This is a genomic window from Compostimonas suwonensis (assembly GCF_002797855.1).
Classification (GTDB): domain Bacteria; phylum Actinomycetota; class Actinomycetes; order Actinomycetales; family Microbacteriaceae; genus Compostimonas; species Compostimonas suwonensis.
Map to the genome: position 1 here is coordinate 372498 of NZ_PGFB01000002.1, position 16613 is coordinate 389110.

The 16613-nt window shown below is 70.6% G+C and carries 15 protein-coding genes; 6 read left to right on the forward strand and 9 right to left on the reverse strand.

The window, feature by feature from the left end:
- Positions 1-21: 21 nt before the first annotated feature.
- From CLV54_RS05560 to CLV54_RS05580, 5 genes are all read right to left on the reverse strand, one after another.
- Positions 22-825: a DeoR/GlpR family DNA-binding transcription regulator gene (locus CLV54_RS05560; protein ID WP_100343951.1), complete on the reverse strand. Its 804-nt coding sequence runs from the start codon at positions 823-825 to the stop codon at positions 22-24.
- On the reverse strand, positions 822-1217 hold the full coding sequence (locus tag CLV54_RS05565) for a YciI family protein (protein ID WP_100343952.1): 396 nt from the start codon (positions 1215-1217) through the stop codon (positions 822-824). Before CLV54_RS05565 ends, CLV54_RS05560 begins: the two co-directional genes overlap by 4 nt.
- Positions 1198-2172 (reverse strand): cyclase family protein, encoded by a 975-nt coding sequence (locus CLV54_RS05570; RefSeq protein ID WP_100343953.1) that lies wholly within the window; start codon positions 2170-2172, stop codon positions 1198-1200. The genes CLV54_RS05565 and CLV54_RS05570 overlap by 20 nt, the downstream gene beginning before the upstream one ends.
- Positions 2169-3530 (reverse strand): MFS transporter, encoded by a 1362-nt coding sequence (locus tag CLV54_RS05575; protein WP_157802821.1) that lies wholly within the window; start codon positions 3528-3530, stop codon positions 2169-2171. Before CLV54_RS05575 ends, CLV54_RS05570 begins: the two co-directional genes overlap by 4 nt.
- 141 nt (positions 3531-3671) lie before the next feature.
- A complete protein-coding gene (locus CLV54_RS05580; protein ID WP_100343955.1) occupies positions 3672-4655 on the reverse strand; it encodes a 3-hydroxyacyl-CoA dehydrogenase family protein in 984 nt (327 codons plus the stop codon).
- Between the two features lie 160 nt (positions 4656-4815).
- On the opposite strand from CLV54_RS05580, the gene otnK reads away from it, so the two are divergent.
- Together otnK and CLV54_RS05590 are read left to right on the forward strand one after the other, a co-directional pair.
- Positions 4816-6141 carry a 3-oxo-tetronate kinase gene (gene otnK / locus CLV54_RS05585; RefSeq protein ID WP_211294457.1) on the forward strand — a complete coding sequence of 442 codons (1326 nt, stop codon included), beginning with the start codon at positions 4816-4818 and terminating at the stop codon, positions 6139-6141.
- Positions 6138-6848, forward strand: a complete 711-nt coding sequence (locus CLV54_RS05590) for a class II aldolase/adducin family protein (protein ID WP_100343956.1) — start codon at positions 6138-6140, stop codon at positions 6846-6848. The genes otnK and CLV54_RS05590 overlap by 4 nt, the downstream gene beginning before the upstream one ends.
- A 7-nt stretch (positions 6849-6855) precedes the next feature.
- Here the strand turns inward: CLV54_RS05590 and CLV54_RS05595 are convergent, their stop codons facing one another.
- From CLV54_RS05595 to CLV54_RS05610, 4 genes are all read right to left on the reverse strand, one after another.
- On the reverse strand, positions 6856-8520 hold the full coding sequence (locus CLV54_RS05595) for a dipeptide ABC transporter ATP-binding protein (RefSeq protein ID WP_281258155.1): 1665 nt from the start codon (positions 8518-8520) through the stop codon (positions 6856-6858).
- A complete protein-coding gene (locus tag CLV54_RS05600; protein WP_100343957.1) occupies positions 8517-9332 on the reverse strand; it encodes an ABC transporter permease in 816 nt (271 codons plus the stop codon). The genes CLV54_RS05595 and CLV54_RS05600 overlap by 4 nt, the downstream gene beginning before the upstream one ends.
- The gene (locus CLV54_RS05605; RefSeq protein ID WP_245861394.1) at positions 9329-10321 is read right to left on the reverse strand and encodes an ABC transporter permease; all 993 of its coding nucleotides are present in this window, start codon (positions 10319-10321) and stop codon (positions 9329-9331) included. Before CLV54_RS05605 ends, CLV54_RS05600 begins: the two co-directional genes overlap by 4 nt.
- A gap of 61 nt (positions 10322-10382) precedes the next feature.
- Positions 10383-12020 (reverse strand): ABC transporter substrate-binding protein, encoded by a 1638-nt coding sequence (locus tag CLV54_RS05610; RefSeq protein WP_100343959.1) that lies wholly within the window; start codon positions 12018-12020, stop codon positions 10383-10385.
- 95 nt (positions 12021-12115) lie between these two features.
- Between CLV54_RS05610 and CLV54_RS05615 the strand changes: the two genes are divergently transcribed.
- The 4 genes from CLV54_RS05615 to CLV54_RS05630 all read left to right on the forward strand — a co-directional run bounded on the left by CLV54_RS05615 (position 12116) and on the right by CLV54_RS05630 (position 16585).
- Complete coding sequence (locus CLV54_RS05615) at positions 12116-12730, forward strand: TetR family transcriptional regulator (RefSeq protein WP_170061953.1); 615 nt, start codon at positions 12116-12118, stop codon at positions 12728-12730.
- Positions 12731-13000: 270 nt separating this feature from the next.
- Complete coding sequence (gene valS / locus CLV54_RS05620) at positions 13001-15616, forward strand: valine--tRNA ligase (protein ID WP_100343961.1); 2616 nt, start codon at positions 13001-13003, stop codon at positions 15614-15616.
- 67 nt (positions 15617-15683) lie between these two features.
- Positions 15684-16313 carry a GNAT family N-acetyltransferase gene (locus CLV54_RS05625; protein ID WP_100343962.1) on the forward strand — a complete coding sequence of 210 codons (630 nt, stop codon included), beginning with the start codon at positions 15684-15686 and terminating at the stop codon, positions 16311-16313.
- Positions 16313-16585 (forward strand): hypothetical protein, encoded by a 273-nt coding sequence (locus CLV54_RS05630; RefSeq protein ID WP_100343963.1) that lies wholly within the window; start codon positions 16313-16315, stop codon positions 16583-16585. Before CLV54_RS05625 ends, CLV54_RS05630 begins: the two co-directional genes overlap by 1 nt.
- Positions 16586-16613 lie beyond the last annotated feature (28 nt).

The window sequence follows — 16613 nt, forward strand, 5'->3', positions numbered from 1 at the left end:
CGTCCCGTGAGCCCTGCGGGCTCAGGGAACGGCGGCGGACTCGGCGATCTCGAGGGTGACCCCGAGGTCGCGGATGCCCGCTGCTGCCGCCGGCGCGATCCGGGCATCGGTCACGATGCGGTCGAAGCGGCGGAGCGGCACGACGTCGTACATGCCGAAGGTGCCGAACTTGCTGCTCGTCGCGACGAGCACGCACTCCGACGCCGCCTCGATCGCGGCGAGCTTCACGTCGACCTTCGGCTCGGCGGGCGTCGTGAGGCCGCGCCCGATGTCCCAGGAGCTCGCGCTGATGAACGCGACGTCGGTGTTGATGCGCCGGAGGGTCTCCGCCGCGAGTCTGCCCACCGTCGAGCGGTTCGCGTGGTCGAGGCGTCCGCCGACGTGGATGACCTCGACGTGGTCGGCACCCGTGAGCGCGTCGACGATCGCGAAATCGTTGGTGATGACCGTCATGCCGCTTCTCGCGCGGATGGCGGGCACGATCGCACCCGTCGTCGTCCCCGCGTCGAGGTACACGGCCATCTCGTCGCGCAGCAGCCGCTCCGCGCACGCCGCGATCGCGGCCTTCTCCTCGGGCTCGCTCACGACCTTCGTCGAGAAGGCGGGCTCGTGGCGCATCCCGCTCGCGAGCCGGGCGCCACCCGCTATGGAGAACGCACGGCCCTCGCGCTCGAGCATCGCGATGTCGCGCCGGATCGTCATGTGGGAGACGCCGAGCGCCTCGGTCAGCTGCACGACGCTCAGCACGCCGTCCCGATGCAGGAGCCGCATGATCTCCTCGCGGCGCTGGTCTGGGATGAGCGGTGTCTCGAAGTCGTTGGTCATCGTCGTGTCTCGGATCGGGAATCGGCCGAAGGGTCCCCTGCGGCATTGCGAGCGTGTCCGTCGTCTCCGGTCGACACGAGCGGGGAACACGCCCACGGCCCGTGCCGCAGTTCCCAGTTCGCGACGTCCACCGCGCGGATCGCCCCTGTGACACGATACGGATCGGACGCCAGATCCTGCTCCAGCTGCGCGCGCGTCGTGGTTTCGAAGACGAGGATCGCACCGCTGCCGTCGTCCAGGCTGCCCGCGCCGAGCAGTCGCCCCCGGTCGACGAGGTCGCGGATCCATACCCGATGCGGCTCGAGCTGCTCGCGGCGCAGCTCCGCCTCCGCGTCCGCGTAGTGGTAGCTCACGACGGCACGGACGGGCACCTCAGCGGAGGGCGACGACATTCGCGGGCGATCCGATGGCGCCCGGGACGTTCTGCGGTGCGCTCACGATGAGGCACTCGTAGCGTCCGTCCGCACGGCAATCCTCGACGAGGTCCGAGAGCCACCAGAGCTCGCCGAGCGCGAGCCCGAGCTGGCCGATGAGGATCTGGTGCATAAAGCCGAACGGCCACGACTCCTCGCGCTCGTCCGGCGGCCAGACCTCGACGGCCGCCGTGTCGCTCGCGATCGCGGAGACGTGCGAGTTCCAGAGGTACTCGACGATCTCCTCCGAGTGCTCGATGCCGGCGGCCGTGAGGGTGTCACGCCGCGACAGCCGCGTGCGCACCCCCGCCGGCTGCGCCGTGTACCAGCGCAGGAACCCGGTGTGCACGAGCAGGATGTCGCCCGGCTCGTACTCGATGCCGGCGCGCTCTCGCGCCGCCTCGAGATCGCCCACGGTCACGGGCACCGACTCCCCCGGGCCTCCCCGGGAGGCCACGACGTCGGAGACGTCGAGGACGACCCCGCGCCCGGCGATGCCGCGACGGGCCCAGTGGTCGATCGTGTTCCGCCGGCCGCTCAGCACGTCGTCGGCGGTCGCCCCGTTGTAGAAGGCGTCGGGCGTGTAGGCGACGTGGCCGAGGGAGTCCCACTGGCTGCCCGCCTGCGAGTAGACGTTGTCACGCACGTCGTCGAGGATCTTGTCCTGACGCGAGACGAGCGGGGTGAGCCGCGACGCCCCCCGGCTGAAGAGGGGCGGGGTGAGCAGTTCGCTGCTGATGTCGAGCGGGAAGACCCGGCCGGTCCGCAGAGAGCGGGCGGCGCGCAGCACGGCCTCGGGCGAGAGGAGGTTCATCAGGCCGACGGCGTCGTCCTCGCCGAACACCCCCCAGCCGGAGTGCACTCCCCCTTCGACGACGGGGAGCTCGCGATACGAGGGGAGCGCACGCCCGCGCTCGGTGCCCGTGTCGCTCATCGTGAACGCTCCTCCACACGCGCGGGCGCCGCCGGCTCGGGGGTCTCCCCGTCGACGGCGAAGAGGTTGCGGCCCTTCGTCTCCGGCAGCCAGCGTGCGAGCACGATGAACGCGACGAGCGAGATGACCACGAGGAAGTAGGCCGGGGCGACGGAGCTCGCGAAGGTCAGGGCCAGCCAGGCGCCGATATAGGGAGCGGGGCCCGAGATGAAGGCGATCGCGATGTTGAAGCCGATGGCACTCGCCGAGGAGCGCGAGTCCGCCGGGTAGAGCTCCACGAGGAGGACGACGCACGTGACGCTCGCGAGGCACTGGACGGCGGCGATGAGCAGGATGCCCGCGTAGACGAGGAGAGTCTCCCCTGTCGCCATGAGCATAAAGGCCGGGATCGACAGCACGACGTAGCCCGCCATCGCGATGAGGTTCGGCACGCGGCGTCCCACCTTGTCGACGACCCAGCCCGCGACGACGCAGAACACCGTGTAGATCGCGAGACAGGATCCGACGATCAGGAGGGCCTCTTTCGCCTCCATGCCGATCGTCACCTGGAGGTAGTTGACCGTGAAGGTCGAGAGGTAGTAGTAGCCCGTACCGTGCACGGCGCCGAACGCGAGCGTCAGCAGCATGGGCTTCCAGTCGCGCAGCAGTCCCTTGAAGGGGGACTTCGCGACCGTGTGCTTCTCGCGCAGCGCGGTGAAGACGGGGCTCTCCTCGAGACGGAAGCGCAGGATGAGCCCGATGATGATCATCGGGGCGGCGAGCCAGAACGGGATGCGCCATCCGAAGTCGTTCATCTGCTCCGTCGTGAGGACGGAGGTCAGCAGCAGGGCGAGGAAGCTGCCCGATGCCGTTGCGAAGCCGGCCGTCGCCGAGACGATGCTCGCGTAGCGCGCGCGCTTGTTGGTGGGCGCCCCTTCGACCAGGTAGGTCGCGGCGCCCGTCCACTCACCTCCGGCCGAGAGCCCCTGCAGGGCGCGCAGGGCCACGAGGAGAACGGGCGCGCCGACTCCGATGGCCGCGTAGGTGGGCAGGAAGCCGATGAGCACGGTGGCGAGGCCCATGGCCGTGATGGAGATCGCGAGGGCGACCCGGCGCCCCCAGCGGTCGCCGATGGGTCCCAGGATGAAGCCGCCGAGCGGGCGGAAGAAGAAGCCGATCGCGAAGACCCCGAGCGACGAGAGGGTGGAGACCACCGGGTCGTCGCTCGCGAAGAACAGCTTGCCGATGATCACGGCCAGGAAGCCGTAGACGGCGAAGTCGTACCATTCGAGGAAGTTGCCGATTCCGACGGCGATTCCGACGGAGGCGGGTTTGCTGTGGGTCTGCATGGTCTGGGGGGAGGGTGCGGCTGTCGACACGATGTGTACCTCTCTGTACGAAGGCGGGATGCTGGGTGGTCCGGGCCGATCGCGGCTCGGTCGTGCGGATGGTGCGAGGGTGCGAGGGTGCGAGGGTGGTGGTCCGGTGGTGCGGGGCGACGTCACGACGTCGCAGCCGGGTCAGAGGCCGGGAGGCGGTCCGAGGCGCTTGCGCAGCTGGTCGAGCTCGCGGTAGGCGGCGTCGCGATAGGCCACGAGCGCATCTTTCTTCTCCGGATCGATGTCGAGGAATCCGCGACCGCCGCTCTTGAGGCCCAGGTTGCCTTCCCCGACGACGCTCAGCAGCGCGTCCGGAGCGGCGAGGCGCTCTCCGTAGACCGATGCGAGCGTCTCGTACGAGGCGGCGTAGACGTCGAGGCCCGCCATGTCGCCGATCGCGAAGGGCCCGAAGAGCGCAAGACGGAACCCGAATGCGTTACTGACGATGAGGTCGATCTGCTCGGGCGCCGCGAGGCCTTCCTCGACGATCCGCACCGCCTCCTTGTAGAGGGCGAACTGCAGACGATTGGCCACGAAGCCGGGGGTGTCGGCCACCCGCACGGGCACCTTGCCCGCGCGCCGCATGAGCTCCTCGACCCGCAGCACTGCGTCTTCGCGGGTGCTCTCGCTGGGGATGATCTCGACGCCGGGGATGAAGGGGGCCGGGTTCATCCAGTGCACACCGAGGAAGCGCTCGGGCAGGGTGACGGATGCCGCGAGCTCGCCGATCGGGATGGCGGAGGTGTTGCTGCCGATGATCGTGTCCGGTCGGGCGGCTGCGGAGATCCGCGCGAGTGCCTCGGTCTTGACCGGACGGGACTCGAACACCGCCTCGGTCACGTAGTCGACGTCGGCGACGGCGTCTTCGACGCTCGTCGCGGCGCGCAGTCGGGTGGAGAGCACCTCGGCGGAGCCCGCGTCGAAGAGGCCGGCCCCCTCGAGGCGGCGCGCCTCGTCGATGAGGCGTACCCGGGCGGCTTCCGCGCGCTCGGCGTCGACGTCTCCGAGGGCGACGTCGACACCCGCGAGGGCGAGCATCTGGGCGATGCCGCCTCCCATGTAGCCGGAGCCGACGACGGCCGCCCGTTCGATCGCGGCGCCAGTGGTTTCGCCGGTTGGTGTCATACTCTCTGTCCTTCGTTGGCGTGTGCGGAGCTGCTCGGCTGAGGAGTAGCGTGCCGCGGACGTGCTTGCGCCCGCGTGACGGCGAGCCTATACATCGGTTCACATGACTGTCAACTCTGATAACATTTCTTCACGAATCAGAACATGATCGTTTCGTATCATGACCACGGATGAGAGGAACCACCACGTGCTTGCCTGGGGCTGCATCGCCGACGATGTCACCGGAGCCACTGATCTCGCCGGCAACTTCGTCGCTCGCGGGTACTCGACCATCGTGTTGTTCGGACTCGACGCTCTCCGCGCGTCGAGCACGCCCGAGAGCCGCCTCGCCGACGTCGACGTCGTCGTCGTCGCCCTCAAGTCGCGCACCGCCCCCGTGGATCAAGCGGTGTCGGAGAGCCTCTCCGCCCTGCGTTTCCTCGAGGGGGCGGGAGCGGAGCGCATCTACGTGAAGTACTGCTCCACCTTCGACTCCACGCCTCGCGGCAACATCGGCCCGGTGATCGACGCCGTCCTCGACGCGACGCACGAGACGTTCACGATCGCCGTGCCGAGCTTCCCCGACACCGGGCGCACCGTCTACAACGGGCACCTCTTCGTCGGCGGCGACCTCCTGAGCGAGAGCTCGATGCGCTTCCACCCGCTCACCCCCATGACCGACTCGAGCGTGCCCCGGCTGCTCGATCCGCAGACCCGCAATCGGGTCGAATCCGTGCGGCTCGACGAGGTGCGCGCCGGAGCAGGGGCGCTGAGTGCGCGATTCGGCGAGTTGAGCTCGGGGACGCCGGGAACGATCGCCGTCGTCGACGCGGTGACCGACGACGACCTCGCGACGATCTCCACCGCCGCCTCGGGACTGCGCATCGTCACGGGGGGCTCCGGTCTGGCTCTCGGCCTCGCGCCGTCCGGCCGCAGTGACGCGCACTCGATCACCGTGGCGCACGGGCATCGCGCCATCCTGTGCGGAAGCGCTTCACTGCGCACCCGTGAGCAGATCGCCCGCGCCAGGAGCGGCGGCGTGCCCTGGCGCAAGCTCGACCTCGACGAGGTGCGCACCGACCCGAACGGCACGGTCGCCCGGACGATCGAGTGGGCACGCTCCTCCTGGCTCGACGACCCGGGAAGCACGCCGCTCGTCTACTCGGTCGACGAGCTCGGCGACATCGCCGGAGCCGACGCCGGCTTCGACGCCGCGGCCGCCATCGAAGACGTGATCGGCGCCATCGCCGACGGGCTCGTCGACGCGGGCGCCCGGCAGATCATCGTCGCGGGCGGTGAGACCTCCGGCCGCGTGATCGCGCAGCTCGGCGTTCAGGCCCTTGCGATCGGCGCGCCGATCGCACCGGGCGTCTCCTGGAGCGAGGCGCGCACGCACCGGGGTGCGATCGTGGATCTCGCCCTCAAATCGGGGAACTTCGGAGACCCGGACATGTTCCTGACGGCCTGGCATGCGCTCGACGCCGCGAACGAGGGAGGACGCGCATGACCACCGATCAGCAGACGGCCGCGGGCACGCCCGGCAGCCCGGCGGAGGCCTCGGCCGACCGTGAGGCGCTGCGCGCGGCCGGCGCCGAGCTCGTCTCGGTCGCGAGCCGCCTCTCCCGCCTGGGGTTGAGCCCCGGATCGTCCGGCAACGCGAGCGTCCGCGTCGGGGAGCGCATCGTGGCGACCCCCACCGGGTCCGAGATGGGCGGGCTCGACCCGGCCGCGCTCTCGCAGCTCGACCTCGAGGGCGCTCTCGTCGCGGGCCCGCGCACGACCAAGGAGTTCCCCCTCCACCGCGCTCTCTACCGCAGGGATCCCTCGGCGCGAGCGGTCGTGCACCTCCACTCCGCCAGCGCTGCGGCCGTGTCCTGTCTCGCGCCCTGGTCCGAGCTCAGTGCGATCGCGCCGATCAGTCCCTATTTCGTCATGCGAGTGGGCCAGACCCCTTTGATCCCTTACGCCGACCCCGGGGATCCGGCGCAGGCCGACGACGTCGAGGCGCTCCCGATCCCGTTCAGGGCCGTGCTCCTGCAGAACCACGGCTCGCTCGTCGTGGGCCCCGACCTCGCCTCGGCAGCCGAGATCGCGATCGAGCTCGAGGAGGCATGCCGTCTCTGGCTGCTCGTGCGCGACCGGGACGCCCATCACCTGAGCCACGACGACGCCGCGCGGCTGGCCGACCGCTACGGCTCGATCTGGAGCCGCTGAGCGCGCGCTATGGGCCCAGCGTCGGCACGGCCGCGAGCAGCTCGCGGGTGAACTCGTGCCGGGGCTCGGCGAAGAGCCGCTCCGTGGGGCCGTGCTCGACCACCCGGCCGTCTTTCATCACGAGCACCTCGTCGCTCACCTGGCGCACGACGGCGAGGTCGTGGGAGATGAACAGCAGCGAGAGGTCGAGCTCGCGCTGCAGCCGGGCCAGCAGCTCGAGCACCTGCGCCTGCACCGAGACGTCGAGCGCCGACACCGGCTCGTCGCACACGAGGATGCTCGGCCGGGTGGCGAGAGCGCGCGCGATCGCGACCCGCTGACGCTGGCCCCCCGACAGCTCGGCCGGATGCCGCGACAGCAGAGCCTCGTCGAGCCCGACGAGCGCGAGCAGTTCCCGCACCCGCCCCTCCGCGTCCCCGCGCCGCCGCCCGCCGCCCGCGTCGCCCGTGCGGCCCGCGGCCCGCACGGCCTCGCCGACGATCCTCCGCACGGTGTAGCGCGGGTCGAAGGCCGCGTAGGGGTTCTGGTGGATGAGCTGCACGGCCGAACGGCGTGTGCGGCGCTCCCGCTCCCGGGCGGCGCTCCACGGCTCGCCACGCAGCAGCACCTCGCCGGAGTCGGGCCGCTCGAGCGCCATCACGAGCCGCGCGAGAGTGCTCTTGCCCGAGCCGGACTCCCCCACGACGCCGAGGGTGCGGCCCTCGCGCAGCTCGAAGGAGACCTCGTCGACGGCACGGAGCTGCTCGCCGCCACGCCGCCCGAAGGTCTTGACGAGGCCGCTCGCGCTCACGACGACGGGCCGGTCGTCGCCCTGTGCCGGCCGAGCGGGCGCGCGCGCGGCGGGAACGGCGGCGACGAGCTCTCGGGTGTACGGATGCTGCGGCCGATGCAGCACCTGCTCGGCCGCGCCCTGCTCCACGACGACGCCCCCGCGCATCACGGCGATGCGGTCGGCGATGCTCCCGACGACCGCGAGGTCGTGACTGATGAGCACGAGCCCCACCCCGGTGGCGGTGATGTCGCGCAGGAGCCCCAGAACCCGCGCCTGCACGGTCACGTCGAGCGCGGTCGTCGGCTCGTCGGCCACGACGATCGACGGGCTCGCCGCGAGGGCCGAGGCGATGAGCGCGCGCTGGCGCAGACCGCCGGAGAGCTGGTGCGGGTACTCGCGCCGCCGACGCTCGGGCTCGGGCATCGCGACGCTCCGCAGCAGCGCGCGCACGCGTTCCGCCCGCTGCTCGCGGCTCAGCCGCTCCCCCGCGATCTCGAGCGGCTCGGCGATCTCGTCGCCGACACGACGCAGCGGGTCGAGGGAGACCAGGGCGTCCTGGCTCACGAGGGCGATCGTTCGGCCGCGCACACGTCGCCAGCTGCGCGGGCCGAAGCGCGCGGCATCCTGCCCGTCGATCGTGAAGGCCGAGCTGCTCACGCTCGCCCCCTGCGGGCTCAGCCCGAGCAGCGCCCGCGCGGTCATGGTCTTGCCGGAGCCCGACTCCCCCACGATCGCGAGGCACTCGCCCGGGGAGAGACGCAGCTCGACGCCGTCGACGACGACGTCGCCGCCGAAGGCCACCCGCAGACCCGAGACGGAGAGGACGTCGGCCCGCTCGACGGCCGCCGCGCCCGGCCCGGGTGCGTCAGGCGGGCGGATGCCGGGATCCGATGCTCTCACGACAGCCTCCGCCCCGCGGCCCGTGCCTGCAGAGCCCGCCCGATCGTCGTGGCGGCGACCACGGTGATCGTGATCGCGAGCCCCGGGAAGACCGCGATCCACCAGGCCCGGCCGAGGAAGTTGCGCCCGCCGGCGAGGATGAGCCCCCACTCGGGCGTCGGCTCGGTGGCGCCGAGCCCCAGGAAGCTCAAGCCCGCCGCCGCGACGATGCACGTGCCGATGCCGATCGTGGCGAGCACGAGAACCGGCCCCGCGGTGTTGGGCACGACGTGCCGCAGGACGACCGTCGACCTCCGCAGCCCCAGGACGGTCGCCGCCTCGACGTAGTCGGCCTCCCGCACCGAGAGCGTCTGCCCCCGCACGAGCCGCACGTAGGCGGGGATCGCCGCCACCGTCACGGCGAGCACGACGTTGACGGGCCCCGGCCCCAGCACCGCGAGCACGACGAGCGCCAGCAGGAACTCGGGGAAGGCCATGATCACGTCGACGCCGCGCATGAGCACGGTGTCGACGACGCGAGGTGCGAGACCCGAGAGCGAGCCGAGGAGCAGCCCCACGGTCACCGCGATCGCCGTGGCTCCGACGCCCACGCCGAGCGAGTACCGCGCGCCGTAGACGACGCGTGCGAAGACGTCACGGCCGCTCTGGTCTGTGCCGAAGAGGTGCTCGGCGCTCGGCGGAAGGAACGCGGCCGCGAGGTCGGTCTGCACCGGGTCGTGGGCCGTGAACCACTGCGGGGCGAGCGCCCACAGGCCCAGCACGAGCAGGGCGAGCGCTGCGAGAGCGACGCCGACGATGCGTGAGAGCCTCATGAGCGGCCCCCTCTCGACCGCAGCCGCGGGTCGAGCAGCTGGTACGCGACATCGACGAGCAGGTTGACGACCACGAAGACGAGAGCCGTGAGCAGGATGACTCCCATCACCACGGGGATGTCGCGATCGGTGATCGCGGTGAGGGTCACGCGCCCGATCCCCGGCCGCCCGAACACCGTCTCGACGAGCACGGCCCCGCCGATGAGCGAGCCGACGATGTAGGCGGCGAGGGTCACCGCGCTCTGCGAGGCGTGCCGCAGGGTGTGCCGCAGCAGCAGGCGCGGCTCGCTCGCACCGCGGGCGCGCACGGTCGTCGCGAACGGCTGGGCCTCCGCCTCGTCGAGCCCGAACCGCAGCACCTGGCTGAGCAGCGCCGAGATCGGCAGGGCGAGCGTGACCGCCGGCAGCACGAGCGACTCGACGCCGTTGCCCCCCGACACCGGGAACCAGTGCAGCGTGAATGAGAAGACGGTGAGCAGCAAGAGCCCGATCCAGAACACCGGGGAGGAGACGAGGATCAGCTCGAGCAGGGAGACCACGCGGCGGGCGGTGCGTCCACGGGCCAGGAGGGCGACCCCGAGCGAGATGAGCACGGCGATCGCGATCGCGAGGCCCGTCAGCTGCAGCGTGGGCACGAGCTGCCGGCCGATGACGTCGGCGACCGGCATCCGCAACTGGTACGACTCGCCGAAGTCACCGCGCAGCAGCCGGCCCAGGTAGTCGAGGTACTGCTCGAGAGGCGGGCGGTCGAGGCCGAGGTCTTCGCGGATCTGGTCTTTCGCGGCGTCGCTGATCTGCGCCTGCGGCCCGAGCATAACGTCGACGGGGTCTCCCGGGATGAGTCGCAGCGAGAGGAAGGCGAGCGTCGCCGCCCCCCACAGCACGAGCAGCACGCCGAAGAGCCGGCCCAGCAGGCGTCTGCCCACCGAGCCGGCTCTCGAGCGCACGGTCAGGCGCGCCGCCGGTGCCGGGTCAGCTGTCGAAGTCACTGGTGTCAAAGCTACTGTCGTCGGAGGGCGTCGCGTGGGCACGCCCTCCGACGCAGCCGCGCTATTTCGTCGAGCTCGCGCCGTAGAAGAGCGGGCGCCCGTACAGGTCGTAGGTGAGCCCCGTGACGCTGTCGTTCACCGCTGTGATGAGCGAGGGGACGTAGAGCGGCACGATCGCGACGTTCTCGGCGTTCCACTGCTGCAGCTGGGTGTAGAGGGCCTCGCGCTGGGCCGGGTCGGATGCCGCGACCGCCTGGTCGAGCAGCGAGTCGATCTGCGGGTCGGAGACCTGCGACGCGTTCTGGAAGCCGTCGGTGTGCAGATGGCTGCGCAGCACGTCGGCATCGACCCCCGAGAAGCCCCAGTCGGTCAGGTCGAAGGTCTTCGGGCCGTACTGCTCGTTGTAGGCGCCCGGCTCGAGCACCTCGCGCTTGAGCTCGAAGCCGATCTCCTTGAGATCCGACTGGATGGCGTTGGCGAGGCTCGCGCGGTCGTCGGGGATCGGCGTGTAGGCGATCCAGCGGGCGGAGAGCCGCTGGCCGTCTTTCACACGGTAGCCCTCGGCGTCGCGCTGCGTCCAGCCGGCCTGGTCGAGCAGGGCGTTCGCCTCGTCGGGGTCGTACGGCCAGGTGCCTTCGAGGCTCGCGTCGTAGGAGTCCGGGGTCGTCGGGCCGAGCACGCTCCACGCCCGCGGGTACTGGCCGAAGAAGATCGACTTCACGGCCGAGTCGATGTCGAAGCCGCGCTCGAAGGCCCGGCGCACGAGCACGTCCTGGAAGACGCCGTACTTCTCGTTGAGGTAGAGCGAATACGGGATGCCCGGCAGCTCGATCGAGTTGACGGTCACGTCGTCGCCGAGCTGCTCGGTCGCGCTCGGGGGCAGCTGGCTCGCGACATCCGCTTCGCCGCTCTGCAGCGCGCCCACGCGCACCGACGACTCCGGAAGGATCTCGACGCGCACGGTCTCGACGCCGGCTGCGCCCTGGTGCTCGGAGGTCTTCGGGGCCCAGTCGTAGTCGGGGTTGCGGGTGTAGACGATCTCCTGGTCGGGTGTGTACTCGCTCAGGATGAACGGGCCGGTTCCCACGTTGATGTCGGGCCCGCCTGCTGCGAGCTGGTCGGCCTTGGTCGCGAGCACCTCGGGCGAGTAGAAGCCGAGCAGGGCGGTGCTGGCCGCCTGCAGGAAGGGCGCATAGGGCTGGGTGAAGTCGACGCGCACGGTGTCGTCGTCGATGACCTCGGTGCCCGCGTAGTAGTCGCCGCCGAGCATGCTGGACGCCTGGGCCGAGGCGGTCGCGGGGTCGGCGATGCGGTCGAAGTTCGCCTTGACCGCCGCCGCGTCGAATTTCGCGCCGTCGGTGAAGGTCACGTCGTCACGCAGCTCGAAGGTGTACTGCAGCCCGTCGTCGGAGATCTGCCAACTGGTCGCGAGCCAGGGCACGAAGCTGCCGTCGGCGTCCTGGTAGACGAGCGAGTCGAGGATGTTGCGCTGCACCATGGCCGAGACGTCGAGCTGGCTCGTCTGGGGGTCCATGTGGCCGGCGGAGAGGTTCGCTCCTTCGATGGCCCAGGTGATGGTGCCGCCGTCGGCGGAGTCGCTGTCGGAGCCTGTCGCCGAGCAGCCGCTCAGCACGATCGCGGCCGAGGCGGCGAGGGCGCCGGCGAGGAGCCAGGCGCGCTTGGAAGGGATTCTGGGCATGGGAGTCTTTCTCGCGGTAGGGGTTTAGCTGTACTCTAGCTCAATAGTGGACTCAGTCCATTTATTCCAGAACGACAAAGAACGAGGCGCAGATGGTGGCACAATCGACAACCCCGGCACGAGGGCGCCCCCGTCTGTCGTCGCGGGAGATGCTCGAGGACGCCGCGTTCGAGCTCTTCCTCGAACAGGGTTACGCGAAGACCACGATCGAGCAGATCACCCAGCGCGCCGGGGTCTCGCGCAACACCTTCTTCAACTACTTCCCCGCGAAGAGCGACGTCTTCTGGGTCGCCCTCGACGAGGTCGGCGCCCGCCTGCGCCGGGAGCTCTCGGCCGTGCCCGACGACGCTCCCGTCATGGCGGGCACCCGCACCGCGTTCCTGACGGTCGCCGACGGCTTCGGGCCGGGCGCCGTGCCCTGGATCCTCACGCAGTACGAGGCGATCGGCGGCAACAACGAGGTGCAGGTCTCGGCCGTCTCGCGGTTCGTGGCGCTCGCGAGCGTCGTGCGCTTCCACCTGGCGAGCCGGCTCGACCTGCCCTCGACCCATCCCGAGGTGCTCGCCGCCGCCTACGCGCTCACCGCCGCGACCATCGCCGCCGCGCAGGCCTGGGCCGCGGCCGGCGTCACCCGCGGAGCCCTCACGCCCTATCTCGACCGAGCCCTCGCCCCGGTCTGCGACGGCTTCGAGCGCGCCTTCGTCCTCTGACGCCGCCGACCGCCTTCCGGCGATTCGGGCCGGCTGATCCCGCCGACCCCGGTCTGCGGCGCGGCGGCCGAACCGCGCGACCGGCCTGAGTGCCGTCACTCGGAGCCAGGAGTCCGCGCGCGGTTGTGCACCCCGGCACCCCGGCACCCTGACCTCCCCGGCGCCCGGGCGCGCGGACCCCGGGCGGGGGCCGTCCGGTACGATGGTTCGCGCCCCCATACTCAGGCACTTCACCATCGACACGGTGCCGCATACACAGACCGGAGAATCATGAACGCCGTCAATCCCGCGCCCGGCAGCCAGGTGCCCGACAAGCCCGTTCTCGAAGGCCTGGAAGAGAAATGGGGCGGCCTCTGGAACGAGCAGGGCACCTACCTCTTCGACCGCGAGGGCGCGAGCCGCGACGACGTCTACTCGATCGACACGCCCCCGCCCACGGCGTCGGGCTCCCTGCACATCGGCCACGTGTTCTCGTACACGCACACCGACGTCGTCGCGCGGTTCAACCGGATGCACGGCAAACGCGTCTTCTACCCGATGGGCTGGGACGACAACGGGCTGCCGACCGAGCGCCGGGTGCAGAACTACTACGGCGTGCGCTGCGATCCGACCCTCCCCTACGTCGCCGACTACACGCCTCCGTTCGAGGGCGGCGACAACAAGAGCTCGAAGGCCGCCGACCAGCAGCCCATCTCCCGCCGCAACTTCATCGAGCTGTGCGAGCGCCTCACCGTCGAAGACGAGAAGCAGTTCGAGGCCGTCTGGCGCGCGCTCGGCCTCTCGGTCGACTGGACGCAGAGCTACCGCACGATCGGCGACGAGGCGCTCTTCACCTCCCAGCTCGCCTTCCTGCGCAACATCGAACGCGGCGAGGCCTACCAGGCCATGGCCCCGACACTGTGGGATGTCACCTTCCGCACCGCCGTCGCCCAGGCCGAGCTCGAAGACAAGGAGCAGCCCTCCGCCTACCACCGGGTCGCGTTCCACCGCGACGGCGACGACGACGTGCTCATCGAGACGACGCGTCCCGAGCTTCTGCCGGCCGCCGTCGCCCTCGTCGCGCACCCCGACGACGAGCGCTACAAACCGCTCTTCGGCACGACCGTGCGCACCCCGCTCTTCGACGTCGAGATCCCCGTGCTCGCGCACCACCTCGCGCAGCCCGACAAGGGCTCCGGCATCGCCATGATCTGCACCTTCGGCGACGTGACCGACGTCATCTGGTGGCGCGAGCTCGACCTGCCCAACCGCGCCATCATGGGCTTCGACGGCCGCATCATCTCCACGCCGCCCGAGGCCATCACCTCGGAGGCCGGGCTCGAGGCCTACGCCCAGCTCGCCGGCAAGACCGTGTTCTCGGCCAAGCAGACGATCGTCGACCTCCTGCGCGCGAGCGGCGAGACGATCGGCGAGCCGCGCCCCATCACCCACCCCGTCAAGTTCTTCGAGAAAGGCGACAAGCCCCTCGAGATCGTCTCCACCCGCCAGTGGTACGTGAAGAACGGCGCGCGCGACGAAGCCCTGCGTGCCCGGCTCATCGAGCTCGGCCGCGAGATCGACTGGCACCCCGACTTCATGCGCGTGCGCTACGAGAACTGGGTCGGCGGCCTCACCGGCGACTGGCTGATCTCCCGTCAGCGCTTCTTCGGCGTGCCCATCCCCGTCTGGTACCCGCTCGACGACAACGGCAACCCGGTCTTCGACGAGCCCATCGTGGCGAGCCGCGACATCCTGCCCGTCGATCCGTCGTCGGATGCCGCACCCGGCTACGACGAGAGCCGGCGGGGCCAGGCGGGCGGCTTCATCGGCGAGCTCGACGTCATGGACACCTGGATGACCTCGGCGCTCACCCCGCAGCTCGCGGGCGGCTGGGAACGCGACGAGGAGCTCTTCGGGCTCGTCTTCCCCTACGATCTGCGACCCCAGGGCCAGGACATCATCCGCACCTGGCTCTTCTCGAGCATGCTGCGCTCCGAGCTCGAGTTCGGGCAGAAGCCGTGGAGCAACGCGGCGCTCTCGGGCTTCATCGTCGACCCCGACCGCAAGAAGATGTCGAAGTCGAAGGGCAACGTCGTCACCCCCGCCGACATCCTCGAGCAGCACGGCTCCGACGCCGTGCGCTACTGGGCGGCCTCGTCGCGACTCGGGACCGATGCGGCCTTCGACCCGCAGAACCCCACTCAGATCAAGATCGGCCGACGTCTGGCGATCAAGATCCTCAACGCGTCGAAGTTCATCCTCGGCTTCGACGCCCGCGGCGACGCGCCGGTGACGGACCCCCTTGACCTGAGCATGCTCGCCGTGCTCGGCGAGGTGATCGACCAGGCCACGACCGCGCTCGAAGGCTACGACCACGCCCGTGCGCTCGAGCTCACCGAGAGCTTCTTCTGGACCTTCTGCGACGACTACCTCGAGCTCGTCAAAGAGCGCGCCTACGGCACCGACGAGGTCGGCCGCGACTCGGCCGTCGCCGCGCTGCGACTGGCCGTGCGGGCCCTTCTGCGCCTCTTCGCGCCGGTCGTCCCGTTCGCCACCGAGGAGGCCTGGTCGTGGTTCAACGACGGCTCCGTGCACCTCGCCTCCTGGCCGACACGCGAGGAGCTCGGAGCAGGCGAAACGGGCGACCCGCAGCTGCTCCCGCTCGCGAGCGCGGCGCTCACCGGCATCCGCAGATCGAAAACTGATGCCAAGGCTTCACAGAAAGCGGCCGTCACATCGGCAATAATTACCGGAACCGCAGTTCAGATCGGTGCGCTCGCGCTCGCCGCCTCTGACCTGAAAGCCGTCGGCAAGATCGCCGACCTGACATTCGCCGAGGGAGATGAGTTGGCGGTGACGAACATCGTGCTCGCGCCCGCGGTCGAAAACGATCGTGACGCGGGGTGAGAGCAGCGATCTAGTGAGGCGCTCGCACGGGGCACGCAGCGCACAGGAACCACAAGGAGGGGCAGAAATGTCTTCACAAATTCGACCACTGACCGACGGGGACTTCTTCTCGTGGCTCGGCCTGTACGAGGGCTACGCGAGCTTCTACGAGGAGACCCTCACGGATGAGAAGGCTCTGCGGGTCTGGAGCTGGCTGAGCGACGGCGCTCACGAGCTCGAAGGCATCGTCGCCGTCGACGACGAGGGCAACCTCGTCGGGCTCGCCCACTTCCGCACCTTCGCGCGGCCGCTCGCGGCGAGCACGGGCATCTTCCTCGACGACCTCTACGTGGCGGAGGGATCCCGCGAGGCGGGCATCGGGCGCTCGCTCATCGACTCCGTCACGGCCATCGCGGCCCAGCGCGGCGCCTCCGTCGTGCGTTGGATCACGGCCAAAGACAACGAGACCGCCCGCAGGCTCTACGACGACGTCGCAGAGAAGACCAAGTGGGTCACCTACGACTTCGACGTCGCGCCGGCCGCAGCGGCCGAGAGCACGGCGCAGGCGGATGCCGCGGCACAGCCCGACGCGCAGGCCGACGCCGCGCAGCCGGCCGACGCCGAGCCGCCGCATGCGGGCACCGAGCCCGAAGGCTCCGACCCGTTCGCCGTGACCACGCCGCCGAGCCCCGGCTCCGACACCCGGTCCGAGGGCTGATGCAGCTCGGCACACGATGGCCCGTCGGCGGCGAGCGGCCTCCGCGGCTGCCCGCCGCCGTCTCGGGCGCCGTCGTCGCGGTCGAGAGCGAGCTCACCGCGCTCGGCGTGTCCACCGGCTCCTGGCGCTGGACGCTCACCTGGCTCGAGGGCCGCCCGATCGTCGAGCTCGACGACGGCACCCGCATCACCTACGACGCGCACGACGACACGGCGACGGTTCGGCAGGCGGAGACGTCGTCAGCCGACTCCGAGGAGCCGGCCGACGACTGAGGCCCATCAGCACGCCATCAGGCGTGCC